This is a genomic window from Mesorhizobium sp. B2-1-8 (genome assembly GCF_006442545.2).
Lineage (GTDB): Bacteria > Pseudomonadota > Alphaproteobacteria > Rhizobiales > Rhizobiaceae > Mesorhizobium.
In genome coordinates, this window is the sequence record NZ_CP083952.1 from 5,010,251 (window position 1) to 5,025,757 (window position 15,507).

Below are 15,507 nucleotides of genomic sequence, written 5' to 3' on the forward strand. Positions count from 1 at the left end.
GGCGCTGTAATGCGGGCGGTCTATCTGATCCGGTCCAGAATGGAAACGTAGTTGGCGACAGCCGCACCGCCCATGTTGAAGATGCCGCCGAGTTTCGCTCCCGGCACCTGGATGCCGCCGGCTTCGCCGACAAGCTGCATGGCGGTCAAGACATGCATGGAGACGCCGGTGGCGCCGATCGGATGGCCCTTGGCCTTCAGGCCACCGGAGGGATTGACCGGCAGGCGGCCGTCCTTTGCCGTCGTGCCATCCAGCGCCAATTTGGCGCCCTCACCGGGCTTCGCCAACCCCATCGCCTCATATTCGATCAATTCGGCGATGGTGAAGCAGTCATGCGTTTCGACGAAGGAGAGATCATCGAGCGTCACGCCGGCATTCTTCAGCGCGCGGGTCCAGGCCTGTTCGCAACCTTCGAAGGTCAGGATGTCGCGCTTCGACATCGGCAGGAAATCCTGCACATGCTCGTTGGCGCGGAAGGCGACGGCACGGCGCATCTTCAGCGCCGTTGCCGTGTCGGCAAGGATAAGGGCTGCGGCACCGTCGGAAACCAGCGAGCAGTCGGTGCGCTTCAGCGGACCGGCGACGAAGGGGTTCTTTTCGCTCTCCTGCCTGCAGAATTCATAGCCGAAATCCTTGCGCATCTGCGCATAGGGATTGTCGACGCCATTCTTGTGGTTCTTGGCGGCAATCATGGCGAGCGCATCCGACTGGTCGCCATAGCGTTGAAAATAAGCCTGCGCGATCTTGCCGAAGACGCCGGCAAAGCCGGCCGGCGTCTCGCCGTCCTCGGGCAGATAGGACGCCTTGAGCAGGTTCTTGCCGATTTCCGGCCCGGGCGTCGTCGTCATCTGCTCGGCTCCGACCACCAGCACGATCCGGGCGGCGTTTGCGTCGATGGCGCGAATGCCCTGCCGGACGGCGGCCGAACCGGTGGCGCAGGCGTTCTCGACGCGCGTGGCCGGCTTGAAGCGCAACCGGTCGTCCGCCTGGAGCACCAGACTTGCCGTGAAATCCTGCGGCGAAAAGCCGGCGTTGAAATGGCCAAGCACGATCTCGTCGACCTCGTCCGGACCGATGCCGGCATGATCGAGCGCGTCCGTCGCGACCTTGACGATCAGGTTTTCGAGCGTTTCACCCTCGAGCTTGCCGAAGCGCGAATGCGCCCAGCCAACGATGCATGCGGTCATGGCGGTCTCCATCCTTGGCGCCAGCCTCGCCCGTGGCTCGTGGCGTGCTTCGCCTTTATTGTTCAAATATAAACATTCTTGCCCGGACCGTGAAGGGCCGCAATGCAACAATCGCTTGGTGGAGGTCGCGCGAGCGTCGATTTTTTTATTGATTGACGCGTCAATAAAAAATAATCTCCCCGCAAAATCGGAAACAGCATGCCAAAAGTCGGAATGGAGCCATTGCGCCGCAAGGCGCTCATCGACGCGACGATCTCGGCGATCGGCGAGCGTGGCTCGCTTGACGTGACCATGTCCGAGATTGCCGGGCGCGCCGGTGTGTCTTCAGCTCTTGCCCATCACTATTTCGGCGCCAAGGATGAGCTGCTGTTCGCGACGATGCGGCACATCCTGGCTGAACTGACCACCGACATGCGCCGCGCGCTTCAATCCGCCACTTCCCCGCGCAAGCGCGTCTCGGCCGTGGTCGCCGTCAACTTTTCCGACATCCAGTTCCAGGCGGAGACCATCGCCGCATGGCTCGCCTTCTATGTCGAGGCGCAGCAGTCGTCCTCGCTGCGCCGGCTGCTCAGAATCTACGCAAGGCGGCTGCATTCGAACCTGATGAGCGGATTGACCGGCATCCTGCCCAGGACCGAAGCCGACCGCGCCGCGGAAGCGACGGCGGCGATGATCGACGGGCTCTACATCAGGCGCGCGCTGAAGGATGGCGTGCCCGACGCCGCGACCGCGATCGCGCTGGTCGAGGATTATCTCGAAACCAAACTTGGCGGACGGCACAAACAGTGACAGCGAAGCGACCCAATTTCCTGATTATCATGGTCGACCAGCTCAACGGGACCTTTTTCCCGGACGGCCCGGCGGAATTTCTGCACACACCGCATCTGAAAGCGCTGGCCGCGCGTTCGGCGCGCTTCGCCAACAACTACACCGCCTCGCCCCTCTGCGCACCGGGCCGTGCCTCGTTCATGAGCGGCCAGTTGCCGTCACGCACCGGTGTCTATGACAATGCGGCGGAATTCACCTCGTCGATCCCGACCTTCGCCCATCATCTGCGTGCCGCCGGCTACTACACATGCCTGTCGGGCAAAATGCATTTCGTCGGACCGGATCAGTTGCATGGGTTCGAGGAGCGGCTGACCACCGACATCTATCCGGCGGATTTCGGCTGGACGCCGGACTACCGCAAACCCGGCGAGCGCATCGAGTGGTGGTATCACAATCTGGGTTCGGTGACCGGCGCCGGCGTCGCCGAAACCACCAACCAGATGGAGTATGACGACGAAGTCGTGTTCCTCGCGTCGCAGAAGCTCTATCAGCTTTCGCGCGAACAGGATGATGCGAGCCATCGGCCCTGGTGCCTTACCGTCTCGCTGTCGCATCCGCACGATCCCTATGTCGCGCGAAAGCAGTATTGGGATCTCTATGAGCATTGCCAAGCGCTGGACCCGGAAACCGGGTTCATCGCGCATGACGATCAGGACACCCATTCCCAGCGGCTGTACCACGCCAGCGACTATCCCTCTTTCGACATCACGCCCCAGCAGGTGCGTCGTTCGCGGCGCGGCTATTTCGCCAACATCTCCTATGTCGACGACAAGGTCGGCGAACTCCTGGACGTCCTCACGCGAACGCGCATGCTCGACGACACGATAATCCTGTTCTGTTCGGATCACGGCGACATGCTCGGCGAGCGGGGCCTGTGGTTCAAGATGAGCTTCTTCGAAGGCTCGGCGCGGGTGCCGTTGATGATTGCCGGCAAGGGCATTCGTGCCGGGCTGATCGAGGCGCCGGTCTCAAATCTCGACGTGGCACCAACGCTTTGTGACCTCGCCGGCATCGATATCGAGGCGATCGCGCCATGGACCGACGGCCAGTCGCTGCTGCCGCTCACCCAGGGCGGACAGCGCACGGCACCGGTATTGATCGAGTACGCCGCGGAAGGCTCCTATGCACCCTTGGTGGCAATCCGTGACGGCAGATACAAATTCGTCCATTGCGAACTCGATCCGCCGCAATTGTTCGATCTCGAGGCCGATCCGCTCGAGCGGGACGATCTCGCCGACGACCCTGCCAATGCGAGCCTGGTGGCGGCATTCATGGAAAAGGTGCGGTCGCGTTGGGACATGGCCGGCTTCGACGCCGCCGTGCGCGAGAGCCAGGCACGCCGCTGGGTCGTCTATCCGGCGCTGCGCAACGGCGCCTATTATCCCTGGGATTTCCAGCCGCTGCAGAAGGCGTCCGAGCGCTACATGCGCAATCACATGAACCTCGACAATCTCGAAGAGAGCAAAAGGTATCCGCGAGGCGAATGATGGCAGACCTTCTCGTCCCTTCCCTCGATCATCTCAGAAAGGCCTATGCCGTCACCTCCCAGGCGACGCAGGTCACGCCATTGCTGGAATCGGCGGCGCTCGCCAAGGAAACCGGTGCGGCCCGCGTCTTCATCAAGCCGGAATCGCTGCAATGGGCCGGATCGTTCAAGGTTCGCGGCGCCTATTGGCGGCTGAAGCGGCTTTCGCCCGACGAGGCGAAGAAGGGCGTCGTCGCCTATTCCTCCGGCAATTTCGCGCAAGGGCTGGCCGCGGCCGGCCAGGCGCTCGGCATTCCGGTGACCATCGTCATGCCAATCGATGCGCCGGCCGCCAAGCGTGACGCCACCGCAGGCTACGGCGCGCGCGTCGTGCTGACCGATCACGGCGATCGGGCCCGCGAGGAAGTCGCCGCCGCCAAGGCGCGCGGGATCGCGGAGACCGAAGGCCTGGCCCTGCTGCATCCTTTCGACGATCCGGAGATCGTCGCCGGCCAGGCGGGCGCCGGCCTCGAAGCGCTCGATCAATTGTCCGCCAAGGACGCCAGCGCTGATCTTTTGTTTTGCTCGGTCGGCGGCGGTGGGCTGATCGGCGGCGTTTCGCTCGCCTTCCATTATCTGTCGCCGGCGACCGAGATCATCGGCGTCGAGCCCGAAGGCTTCAACGGCATGGGTTCCTCGCTGGCGCATGGCAGCATCGAGACCATGCCGATCGGCCCGAAATCGATCTGCGACGGGCTGATGTCACGACGGCCGGGCGACGCGCCGTTCGCGGCGGTCAAGACCGCGGGCGTTCGCGGCATCACCGTCGACGACCAGTGGGTGCGCGGCGCCATGCGGATCGCCTTCGAGCGGATGAAGCTGGTGCTTGAGCCGTCTGGCGCGGCATCACTCGCGGCACTGCTCGGCGGCAAGGTCGATGTGAAGGGCAAGACCGTCCTTGTGGTTGCAACCGGCGGCAACGTTTCGCTCGCCGATTTCATCACGCATATGAACGATGGGCGCATTTGAACCATGCTTGAAGCGGATTTCGTCATCATCGGCTCCGGCTCCGCCGGCTCGGCCATGGCCTATCGCCTGTCTGAAGACGGCAAGCATTCGGTCATCGTCGTCGAATTCGGCGGCACCGATCTCGGACCTCTGATCCAGATGCCGTCGGCACTGTCGATCCCGCTCAACATGAGCCTCTACGACTGGGGCTTCGCCAGCGAGCCGGAGCCGCATCTGGGCGGCCGCGTGCTGGCGACGCCGCGCGGCAAGGTGATCGGCGGCTCATCCTCGATCAACGGCATGGTCTATGTGCGCGGCCACGCCCGCGACTTCGACCATTGGGCAGAACAGGGCGCCGCCGGCTGGGCCTTCGCCGACGTGCTGCCCTACTTCAAGCGCATGGAGGATTCGAACGGCGGCGAGGATGGCTGGCGCGGGCACGGCGGCCCGCTGCATGTGCAGCGAGGCTCGCGCCGCAATCCGCTCTATGGCGCCTTCGTCGAAGCGGGCCGCCAGGCAGGGTTTGAACTGACCGACGACTACAATGGCGCCAAGCAGGAAGGCTTCGGCCCGATGGAGCAGACCATTCTGGGTGGCCGCCGCTGGTCGGCGGCATCAGCCTATCTGAAGCCGGCGCTCAGGCGCAAAAACGTGAGTCTCGTCAAAGGCTTTGCGCGCCGGGTGATCATCGAGAATCAACGCGCCATCGGCGTCGAGATCGAAGCTCACAAACAGATTCAGGTCGTTAAGGCGCGACGTGAAGTGATCGTCGCGGCATCGTCGATCAATTCGCCAAAGATCCTGATGCTGTCCGGTATCGGGCCGGGCGGGCATTTGCGCGAAAACGGCATCGCCGTCGTGGCCGACCGGCCCGGCGTCGGCGGCAACCTGCAGGATCATCTGGAGCTCTACATCCAGCAGGAAGCGACCAAACCGATCACGCTGAATTCAGTGCTGAACCCGTTCTCCAAGGCGATGATCGGGGCGCAATGGCTGTTCTTCAAATCGGGCCTTGGCGCCACCAATCATTTCGAGGCCGCCGCCTTCGTGCGCTCGCAGGCAGGCGTCGACTATCCCGACATTCAGTACCACTTCATCCCGGCGGCGGTTCGCTACGACGGCAAGGCGGCGGCGAAGTCGCACGGCTTCCAGGCGCATGTCGGGCCGATGCGCTCGAAGTCGCGCGGCTCGGTGACGCTGCGCTCGCCCGATCCGAAAGCGAAGCCGGTCATCCGCTTCAACTACATGTCGCATCCGGACGACTGGGCGGAGTTCCGCCACTGCATCCGCCTGACCCGCGAAATCTTCGGCCAGTCGGCCTTCGATGCCTATCGCGGACAGGAACTCTCGCCGGGCAGCCATGTCCAGTCGGACGACGATCTCGATGTGTTCATTCGCGACCATGCCGAAAGCGCCTACCACCCCTGCGGCACCTGCCGAATGGGCCGCGCCGATGATCAATCGAGCGTGGTCGATCCGGAATGCCGGGTCATCGGGGTCGACGGATTGCGGGTCGCCGACTCCTCGATCTTCCCGCGCGTGACCAACGGCAACCTCAACGCGCCGTCGATCATGACCGGCGAGAAGGCATCCGATCACATCCTTGGCCGCACACCGCTCGCGCCGTCCAACCAGGAACCGTGGATCAATCCGCGCTGGCAGGCGTCTGACAGATAGGCCATGATCCGCCGATAGAGTGAGCCGCCCGACAGCCGATGCGTGGGGGCGAAATGATTTGGAGATTTCCCATGCGCGCCCAGCCCACGGCTTCGCACTATGTCAACGGACGCTATATCGAGGACGAAGGCGGCGCGCCGCTACCGGTCATCTATCCCGCCACGGGCGAGACCATCGCCATGTTGCGTTCGGCGACGCCGAACGTGCTGGAACTCGCCATCGAGGCCGCACGCGCCGCACAGCCGGCCTGGGCGCGACTTAAACCGGTCGAGCGCGGCCGCGTCCTACGCCGTGCCGCAGACATCTTGCGCGCCCGCAACGCCGATCTTGCCCGCATCGAGACGCTCGACACCGGCAAGGCGATCCAGGAGACGCTGGTGGCGGACGCCCCTTCGGCAGCCGATTGCCTCGAATATTTCGCCGGCGCGGTCGCCGTCTTCAACGGCGAAGCTGTCGACCTCGGCGGGCCCTTCGCCTACACGCGCCGCGAGGCGCTTGGCGTCTGCGTCGGCATCGGCGCGTGGAATTATCCGATCCAGATCGCCGGCTGGAAATCGGCGCCGGCGCTCGCCATGGGCAACGCCATGGTCTTCAAGCCATCGGAGAACACGCCGCTTTCGGCGCTGGCGCTGGCCGAGATCTACTCGGAAGCCGGCCTGCCCGACGGACTGTTCAACGTCGTGCAAGGCTATGGCGATGTCGGCGCCGGGCTTGTCGGCCATGATGTCGTCGCCAAGGTCTCGGTGACCGGCTCGGTGCCGACCGGGCGCAAGGTGCTGTCGCTGGCGGGGTCCAAGATGAAGCACGCGACGATGGAACTCGGCGGCAAGTCGCCGCTGATCGTCTTCGACGATGCCGATCTCGAAAATGCCATTGGCGGCGCCATGCTCGGCAACTTCTATTCGGCCGGCCAGATCTGTTCCAACGGCACGCGCGTCTTCGTCCAGAGCGGGATTCACGACCGCTTTGTCGAGCGGCTGGTCGAACGGACCAAGAAAATCCGCATTGGCGATCCGCTCGATCCGGAAACGCAGATGGGGCCATTGGTCTCCAAGTCACAGCACGAGAAGGTCGTCGGCTATATCGCGGCCGGCAAGCAGGATGGGGCGACGCTGGCCTGTGGCGGCAATGTGCCGTCGCTGCAGGGCTTCCAGGGCGGCTTCTTCGTCGAGCCGACGGTGTTCACCGGCGTCACCGACACGATGCGGATCGCCCGCGAGGAGATTTTCGGCCCGGTCATGAGCGTGCTGAAATTCGATGGCGAGGACGAGGTGATCGAGCGCGCCAACGACACCGAGTTCGGCCTTGCCGCCGGCGTCTTCACACGCGACCTGCCGCGCGCCCACCGCGTCATCGCCGAGTTGCAGGCTGGGACCTGCTGGATCAACGCCTACAATCTGACGCCGGTGGAAATCCCCTTCGGCGGCGTCAAGCAATCCGGCATCGGCCGCGAGAACTCCCTGGCGGCACTGGCGCTCTATTCGCAGCTGAAGTCGATCTATGTCGAGACCGGGGACGTCGCCAGTCCGTACTGATCCCGCCTACTTCTCCGTCGTGCCATCCAGATACTGGGTCAGCGCACAGACCAGGTGATAGAAAATGCTCGCCGGCACGTCCGATGCCAGCGAGCGGCCGCGCTCGTCGATGCGGTCGATCCACAGACCGAGCGGCGCCGGGTCGATGTGCCAGCGGAACAGCCGGCCGACGCGCGCCTCGATCTCCGGCTTCAGATCAGGGCCGCCCGAGCCATCCAGTGCGATCGCCGCCTTGAGCGCCTCGGCCTGCGGCCAGCTGCGCGATATCAGGTCGAGCGGCAGGCCCTGCCGCGAGACTGCCCCATAGGCAAGGCCGGTGGCACGGTTGAGGCCGTTGGCGATCGCCGAGGCATAGAGTTTTCGGGCAAAGACACTCAGTTCGGCCTGGCCGCTGCGGTCGGCGAAATCGACCAGCAGCGATGCCCATTCGAAGTGGTGGCCAGGTTCGGTCCAGGTCCCCTTCTCTCCCAAGACCGGTTTCCATTCGGCATCGAAATACTCGCCGAGCGTCCAGCTCTCAGGGTCGAAGAAATGGCTGCGGAAGAGGTCGATGATGCGCGCCGCACGGCGCAGATGCGCGCGCTCGCCGGTCGCCTGGTACCAGGCCAGGAAAGCTTCGAGCAGATGCATGTGCGGGTTGGAGCGCCGCTCGCCAGCCCCGCTCGATGTCTCGAGGAAGCCGGTCATGCGGCTGTCCTCCAGATGCGCATCGAGGAAGGCGAAGGTTTCTTCGCCGAGCCGCAAGGCATCGGCATTGCCCGACATATGCGCATGCGCCAATGCCAGCAGGATGCAGGCATGATCGTAGGCGTCCTCGACCGGGTCGGCGACGGAGCCATCGACATTCAGTGTGCGCACCCAACCGCCTCGTTCGGTGCGGCCCTGCCCCGCCATGAAGTCGATGCCATGCGCGATCAGCCGGTCGGCCGGGCCGGTCCAGCCGTGGCCCTTGGCCACCGCGAAAGCATAAACCTGCCTGGCCTGGGTACGCATGCGCTTCGGCTTCAACAGCGGGGAGCCGTCGAAGCCAAGCGCCTCATGGAAGCCGCCGTGGCGCTCGTCGACGCCTGATGTCGACCATAGAGGCAAGGTCTCCTGAAACAGCCAGTGATGCACGCGCCGCCGCCAGGCGCCGCTTTCGATGACGCGGTCATGCGCCGGCGTGAATCTGGTTTCCAGCCGTCCCGATTTTTCGAGTTGTTCGACGATCTTCTTGACGTGCTGGCTGTGACTGACCGGGGCGACGAAAGTGGCATCCGAGGTCGAGACGATGGCAACGTCCTTCATGCCGATCGCCGACAGCAGGCGGCCGTCGCTGCGGATATAGGAATTCTCGCAATCGATGGCGACGACATCACCGACGATGACATTGCCCTGGCCGTCGGCGGGACCGACATCGAGGAGCGATTGCCAGGAGCCGAGATCGTTCCAGCGAAAGCCGGCCGGCACCATGGCAATGTCTTTTGCCCGCTCCATGATGGCATAGTCGATCGAGTTCGATGGGATGGCCGTGTAGAGCTCCAGCGGCATATAGAGGCCGGACAGGTCCGATGTCGCCGCCCTGTAGGCCGCTTCGGTGGCGTGCCAGATATCGGGCTGGAAGGCCTCGAAGGCGTCGCGCATGGCACCTGCCCGAAACAGGAAGATGCCGGTGTTCCAGTAAAAATTTCCCGCCTTGAGATAGTCATTGGCCGTCGCAAGGTCGGGCTTCTCGACGAAACGCGAAACGTCGAACACACCGCCCTTCTCGGCCGATACCTCAATATAGCCATAACCGGTTTCCGGCTGGGTCGGCTTGATGCCGAACACCACCAGGCGGCCGGCGCGCGCCGCCTCAGATCCCGCTTCGATACTTTGCCAGAATTGCCCTGCCGTCGCTATTTCATGGTCCGAGGGCACCACCAGCACCAGGCTGTCTCCGAATTCCGACAAAGTGCGCAAGGTCGCCAGCGCGACGGCGGCGGCGGTGTTGCGTCCCGCCGGCTCGAACAGGGGACCGCCACCGGCAAGATCGAGACCGGCCAAGTCGGCATGGACACGATCGGCGTGACGCTCCGAAGCGATCAGGAAGATCGGCGTCTCGCCAGCCGCTCTCGCCGTCAGGCGGCGCAAGGTCTTGGCCAGCATGGAGCCATCGCCCGACAGATCGTGGAACTGCTTGGGATTGTCCTCACGCGACAGCGGCCATAGCCGGGAACCGACGCCGCCGCTCATGACAAAACTGACGATCCGCTCGGTCATTCAGGTCTCGCGCTCGGGAATTGGAGGTCGATTGGGTAGCACAGACGCCCTTTAAGCGGTATTTGCCCGATTGGAAATCCGCTCGGCCGCCAGTTCGATAAAGGCCTTGACCAAGGGCGAAAGGTGGCGGCTGCTCGGATAGAGGACATGCAGTCCGCCGGCCGGTGTCGTGTAGTCATCGAGAACGCGCTGCAGGCGCCCCTGATCGATCAACCCTTCGGCCATCGCCTGGGGCAATTGTGCGATGCCGAAGCCCGCGAGCGCGGCCGCAACCACCGCCTGCATTTCATTGGCGGCGAAGCGCCCCGCAACCACGGCCGTCTCCTGGCCTTGTGGTCCATCCAGCACCCAGTGGGCAACTGACGCCGATGGACCCGCGATGACGCATCGATGGCGCGCTAGATCCGCCGGACTTTCCGGCATTCCGTATCGTGTGAGATAGTCGGGGCTGGCGCAGAGCAGCCTGCGCGTGGCGCCGAGCTTGCGGGCGATCAGCGTCGAATCCTGGAGGGTGCCGGTGCGGAAGGCAAGGTCGATGCCGTCCTCGACCAGGTTGAGCTTGTCGTCGGTGAGGCGAAGCTCGACATTGGTCTTTGGATACAACTCCAGAAAGTCGACCACGGCGCGGATGAGGAAGTAGCTGCCAAAACCTACTGGGGCCGAAACGCGGATGGTGCCCGACGGTTCTGCCCTCGCCTCCGCGAGACGCAGATTCGCCTCCTCTATCGCCCGCAACCCTTGGCTGCTCTGCTCATAATAGGACCGCCCGGCATCCGTCAGGTTGAGGCTGCGTGTCGTGCGCTGCAGCAGGCGCACGCCGACCTCGCGTTCCAGCGCGGCGACACGGCGGCTGACCGTCGTCTTCGGCATGGCGAGCAGGCGTGCTGCGGCGGTGAAGCTGCCGGCTTCGACGACGCGAGCAAACACGACGACATCATTGAGATCAACCATTGTGCTCACAAGTGGAACAACGTTTTCCAATTATAGGCAATTATGCATCAATCGGACAGGGCGTAATTTTGCTCCGGACAAACAAGTCAGACAGAGAAGAAGGAGCAGACGAAATGACCAGCAAACGTAGCGTTCTTGTGACCGGCGCCACGGGCCAGCAAGGTGGCGCGGTTGCGCGTGCGCTGTTGGCCCGGGGCCATCGCGTCAAGGGACTGACGCGCAGGCCGGACAGCGAGGGCGCGCGGCAACTGGCGTCGGCCGGCGCCGAGATGGTGGCCGGCGATCTCGCTGACGCGGGCTCGGTCGTGAGCGCCGCAAAAGGCGTCGACACCATGTTCCTGATGGGCAACAGCTATGAAGCCGGCCTCGAGGAGGAGACCCGTCTGGGGATCCTTGCCGCCGATGCTGCGAAGACCGCCGGCGTCGGACACCTGATCTATTCCTCCGTTGCCGACGCCGACAAGAAGACAGGCATCCCGCATTTCGAAAGCAAATATCTGGTCGAGCGGTATATCGAGCAGCTCGGCGTTCCCTATTCGATCAGCGCGCCGGTGGCCTTCATGGAGAATGCCGTTGCGCCGTGGTCGATCGGTGCGCTCAACCAAGGCATCCATGCCTTCGCGATGCCGCCCAAGCGGGTGCTTCAACTGGTCGCCCTGGCGGATATCGGCGCTTTCGTGGCCGCCCTCGCCGAGCGGCGGGAACGGGTATTCGGCAAGCGCTTCGATTTCGCCGGCGACGAATTGTCGGGCGAAGAACAGGCCGCAATCCTGTCCGGCGCCATCGGCCATCCGATCCGCTATCAGGAAATACCGATCGCGGTTGCTCGTCAGCAAAGCGAGGACGCTGCGCTGATGTTCGAATGGTTCGACCGCGTCGGCTACGACGTCGACATCGCCAGCTTGCACAGGGAATTTCCGGAGGTGCGCTGGCACGGCTTTGCCGACTGGGCGCGCGCGTTCGACTGGAGCGTTCTGACGACCAAAGCGCTGGAACGCTGAACTAGCCAGAACGCTGAACTAGAAAGTCTGGTTATAGGCGCCGACTTCCGGACTGCGGCGCAGCACGGCGTCGACGGCATCGAACATCTGCCGGCGACGCTCGGACGAGACCGGGCTTTCGACGACCACGACCAGTTCCGGCTTGTTCGACGAGGCGCGCACCAGACCCCAGGTGCCGTCCTCGGCAACGACGCGCACGCCATTGACGGTGACGAGGTCCGCGATCTTCTGGCCAGCGAAACTGGCACCGTCCCGCTTCATCGCCTGAAAATCGGAGACCACCCGTTCGACGACGCCGTACTTCACCTCGTCCGCGCAGTGCGGAGACATGGTGGGCGTGCCGAAGGTGAGCGGCAGCGCACGGTAGAGATCGGCCATCGAACTGGCCGGGTTGCGGTCCAGCATCTGGCAGATGGCGATTGCCGTGACCAACCCGTCGTCATAACCGCGCCCGATCGGAGGGTTGAAGAAGAAATGGCCTGACTTTTCGAAGCCGGCGACCGCGCCGAGTTCGGCAACGCGGCGCTTGATGTAGGAATGGCCGGTCTTCCAGTAGTCGGTAGCCGCGCCATTGGCGCGCAGCACCGCGTCGGTGTTGAACAGTCCGGTCGACTTGACGTCGACGACAAAGGTCGAACCCGGATGGAGCCGCGAAATATCCCGCGCGAGCATGACGCCGACCTTGTCGGCGAAGATCTCGTTGCCTTCATTGTCGACGACACCGCAGCGGTCGCCGTCGCCATCGAAGCCCAGCCCAACATCGGCCCCTGTCTCCAGCACCTTGTCCCTGATGGCATGCAGCATCTGCATGTCTTCCGGATTGGGATTGTAGTTTGGAAACGTATGATCAAGCTCGACATCAAGCGGGATCACTTCGCAGCCGATCCGTTCCAGCGCGTCAGGTGCAAAGGCGCCGGCAGTGCCATTGCCGCAAGCGGCAACCACTTTGAGCTTTCGTGTTAAGCGCTTGCCCATGGTCAGGTCGTCGAGATAGGTGGCGCGAAAATCGCGGACGAAATCATAGGAGCCGCCGCCTGTAAGGTCGAAATCGCCGGCCAGCACGATCGCCTTCAGCGCGCTCATCTCCTCGGGCCCGAAGGTCAGCGGCCGCGCCGCACCCATCTTGACGCCGGTCCAGCCATTTTCGTTGTGCGAGGCAGTGACCATCGCCACCGACTGCGTCTCCAGTGCGAACTGCGCGAAATAGGCCATCGGCGACAGCGCCAGGCCGATATCCTTCACCCGTGCGCCGGCCGCCATCAGTCCGGAAACCAATGCCAGCTTGATGCCAAGCGAATAGGAACGGAAATCATGTCCGGTGACGATGTCGGGTCCAACGCCGAGACGGCGGATCATCGTGCCCAGCCCCATACCCAGCGCCTGAACGCCGATCAGGTTAAGTTCGGGCGGCACCGTCGAACCGGGATGGCCGAACCACCAGCGCGCATCGTATTCCCGAAAACCGGATGCCTTGATCAGCGCCGCGGTTTCGAATTCGAAGCTGTTGGGCCATGCTTCACCAACGATTTTTGGGGGCAAGACAGCAGAGCTCCAGGCTGCAGAAACACAATCTATCGACGCAGCGGCTTAGCACACAAGGCTTTAAGCCGCGTTTATCCCAGATGGAAATCCGGGCTTTCCGGCACTGCCCGACGAAAGCGCACGAAATGCGACAGAAGTGCTGCCAATGCCGCTTGCAGGAACGAAGTGTGGCAGCTATAAGCCCGCGTCTGGTCACGGAGTGTAGCGCAGCCTGGTAGCGCACCTCGTTCGGGACGAGGGGGTCGCAGGTTCAAATCCTGCCACTCCGACCAGTCAAAACAATGGGTTAGCAACACGGCATTTCCGCTACCCCACAGATATCCCCACAGAAACAGATGCCGCGGCCTAGCGCTTGCGCAACAACACCGGCACGACGTGGTGAAAAGCGATTCCCTCATCGCGGTGTTCACCCCCGGAAATCGCTGCAAACCATGCTGCCGCAGCGCCAAGCGCGGAGCCTGCAGCAGTCGCAAAGCCAAATATGGCAGCTATATGGGCTGAAAGGCGCATCGTGCTTTCGTTGACAGCGGGATTGGCTATGGCGGCCGCGCCGTGGCCAGCAATGATCGCCAAGAAAAACGCTGCTCCGAGTGTCGCTAGAGCCCAGACTGCGATGCCGTGTATGCCATCGCGGAATTCGCTTTCGCTTTGGTTGCTATCTTCCCAGCGCGTGCGCATTCGTCCAGCTACATAACCGCCGGCTGCGGAACTTGCTATGGCGACGATAACTACCCACAGCCCGGCCACGAGCACATTCCAAGAGGCGCCCCCGTTGGGAAGAGTTGGAGAACCCAGCCCCAAACCAGCACTTGACCCGAATTGCAAAAGAACCACTGAAGTGGCGCAAGCAATGACACCCCCGCCGAATATGCCTCCCCATTCAAGATAGGACGATGTAGCCCCTTTTGGGGTCACTGCAACGCTTTCCGTCGGGGCTATTTTGGCCATGATCTTACCGAAGTCCAAAAAGTGACAGAATGAACAAAACGACCACCACGAGGCCGACAAGATAGATTATTCCGTTCACGGCATCCTCCTCCTGGTTGCGGACCGTAAGACAAACGTGTCCGCAATGTTTTGGTTGCAAAAGAGCCGGGCTTGGAAATATGGATGTCGGTGATAAGTGGAAATTCCGCCATGAAATCGGCATCCCCAGTGATGTACGCATTTAAGAGCGGCAAAGCTGATTTAATGACATCTATTGCGGGCGGCCCGTCCGTTCCGTCACTGAAGGATCGTGCAGGGCCGATTCCGCAGAAGGCAGAAAAAGGCAGAGGCTCACGCCTACCTCTTCGCCGTGCCTACGGCTCCCCACAAGTGAGATCGAACCCAACCCGATTCCGTCGAGATGGGTTCGATCGTAGCGCTCCGTCATAACGAAGCAGGATCGAGGGCTACATTCGGTGCCGCAGCAGGATCAGGTCCAGTTTCCCGACCTCGTCCGCGGATTCGGTTTCAGCGTCGATTGATTGCGCGTCCCCGGTCGCGGTCGATCTCGCCTGGCACGTATTCGCCTGCATTGACGTCGAAGCCGGTCCAGCCGTCGGCCTCGTACATCCTGCGGCGTTCAGTCAGGTCGACCGATCGGGACTGACCCAAGATCTCCTCGGCGTTCGGCACGAGCTCGTCCTGCACCTTGGCCGTCACCAGGGTGCCGCCGCGGCGTACACCTTCCGCATACACGTGTGCATCGCGCTCGGGCACGCCCGAGTCCGTCAGGGCGCCGATGATGCCGCCGGCCGCCCCACCGGCGACGGCACCGGCCACCGCTCCCACGGCGGTGGCGGCGAGCCATCCGGCCGCGACCACCGGGCCAACACCAGGGATGGCCATGACGCCAAGCCCCGTGAGCAGGCCCCCGGCACCGCCGACCACAGCTCCGATTCCCGCACCGCTGCCCGCATCTTCGGCGGCCTCGGAACGGTTTGTGTCGTACCAGTCATCCGAGTTATTGGCGACGATGCTGATATTGGAATGCGGAACGCCCGTCGCCTCGAGCTCGCCGACCGCATCGGCTGCGTCGTCATAATTGTCGAAAAGTCCGGTTACCGTTTTCATGTGATTTCTCCTGA

General features: G+C 63.2%; 12 protein-coding genes and 1 tRNA gene. 7 read left to right on the top strand and 6 right to left on the bottom strand.

Annotated features, from left to right (window positions below; genetic code table 11):
• Positions 1 to 20: 20 nt before the first annotated feature.
• A complete protein-coding gene (locus tag FJ970_RS24700; RefSeq protein WP_140762845.1) occupies positions 21 to 1,187 on the bottom strand; it encodes an acetyl-CoA acetyltransferase in 1,167 nt (388 codons plus the stop codon).
• Between the two features lie 198 nt (positions 1,188 to 1,385).
• On the opposite strand from FJ970_RS24700, the gene betI reads away from it, so the two are divergent.
• The 5 genes from betI to betB all read left to right on the top strand — a co-directional run bounded on the left by betI (position 1,386) and on the right by betB (position 7,700).
• Positions 1,386 to 1,976, top strand: coding sequence for a choline-responsive transcriptional repressor BetI (gene betI / locus FJ970_RS24705; protein WP_140762842.1), 591 nt, complete (start codon positions 1,386 to 1,388; stop codon positions 1,974 to 1,976).
• Positions 1,973 to 3,502, top strand: a complete 1,530-nt coding sequence (betC, locus tag FJ970_RS24710; protein WP_140762839.1) for a choline-sulfatase — start codon at positions 1,973 to 1,975, stop codon at positions 3,500 to 3,502. The genes betI and betC overlap by 4 nt, the downstream gene beginning before the upstream one ends.
• A complete protein-coding gene (locus tag FJ970_RS24715) occupies positions 3,499 to 4,509 on the top strand; it encodes a threonine/serine dehydratase (protein ID WP_181178755.1) in 1,011 nt (336 codons plus the stop codon). Before betC ends, FJ970_RS24715 begins: the two co-directional genes overlap by 4 nt.
• A 3-nt stretch (positions 4,510 to 4,512) precedes the next feature.
• Positions 4,513 to 6,165, top strand: coding sequence for a choline dehydrogenase (betA, locus tag FJ970_RS24720; RefSeq protein WP_140762832.1), 1,653 nt, complete (start codon positions 4,513 to 4,515; stop codon positions 6,163 to 6,165).
• A 71-nt stretch (positions 6,166 to 6,236) separates the two neighbouring features.
• Positions 6,237 to 7,700, top strand: a complete 1,464-nt coding sequence (gene betB / locus FJ970_RS24725) for a betaine-aldehyde dehydrogenase (protein WP_140762830.1) — start codon at positions 6,237 to 6,239, stop codon at positions 7,698 to 7,700.
• 6 nt (positions 7,701 to 7,706) lie between these two features.
• On the opposite strand, the gene FJ970_RS24730 is transcribed toward betB, so the two are convergent.
• Both FJ970_RS24730 and FJ970_RS24735 read right to left on the bottom strand, forming a co-directional pair.
• On the bottom strand, positions 7,707 to 9,941 hold the full coding sequence (locus FJ970_RS24730; protein WP_140762827.1) for a mannose-1-phosphate guanylyltransferase/mannose-6-phosphate isomerase: 2,235 nt from the start codon (positions 9,939 to 9,941) through the stop codon (positions 7,707 to 7,709).
• Between the two features lie 51 nt (positions 9,942 to 9,992).
• Positions 9,993 to 10,892, bottom strand: coding sequence for a LysR family transcriptional regulator (locus FJ970_RS24735; protein WP_140762824.1), 900 nt, complete (start codon positions 10,890 to 10,892; stop codon positions 9,993 to 9,995).
• A gap of 113 nt (positions 10,893 to 11,005) precedes the next feature.
• Between FJ970_RS24735 and FJ970_RS24740 the strand changes: the two genes are divergently transcribed.
• Positions 11,006 to 11,893 carry an NmrA/HSCARG family protein gene (locus FJ970_RS24740; RefSeq protein WP_140762821.1) on the top strand — a complete coding sequence of 296 codons (888 nt, stop codon included), beginning with the start codon at positions 11,006 to 11,008 and terminating at the stop codon, positions 11,891 to 11,893.
• An 18-nt stretch (positions 11,894 to 11,911) separates the two neighbouring features.
• On the opposite strand, the gene FJ970_RS24745 is transcribed toward FJ970_RS24740, so the two are convergent.
• A complete protein-coding gene (locus FJ970_RS24745) occupies positions 11,912 to 13,432 on the bottom strand; it encodes a phosphomannomutase/phosphoglucomutase (protein WP_227791898.1) in 1,521 nt (506 codons plus the stop codon).
• A gap of 198 nt (positions 13,433 to 13,630) precedes the next feature.
• Between FJ970_RS24745 and FJ970_RS24750 the strand changes: the two genes are divergently transcribed.
• Positions 13,631 to 13,707: transfer RNA gene (locus tag FJ970_RS24750), tRNA-Pro, on the top strand.
• A 73-nt stretch (positions 13,708 to 13,780) separates the two neighbouring features.
• On the opposite strand, the gene FJ970_RS24755 is transcribed toward FJ970_RS24750, so the two are convergent.
• Positions 13,781 to 14,443, bottom strand: coding sequence for a hypothetical protein (locus FJ970_RS24755; protein WP_181178810.1), 663 nt, complete (start codon positions 14,441 to 14,443; stop codon positions 13,781 to 13,783).
• Positions 14,444 to 14,890: 447 nt separating this feature from the next.
• The gene (locus FJ970_RS24760; protein WP_140764756.1) at positions 14,891 to 15,493 is read right to left on the bottom strand and encodes a general stress protein; all 603 of its coding nucleotides are present in this window, start codon (positions 15,491 to 15,493) and stop codon (positions 14,891 to 14,893) included.
• Between the last annotated feature and the right edge of the window lie 14 nt (positions 15,494 to 15,507).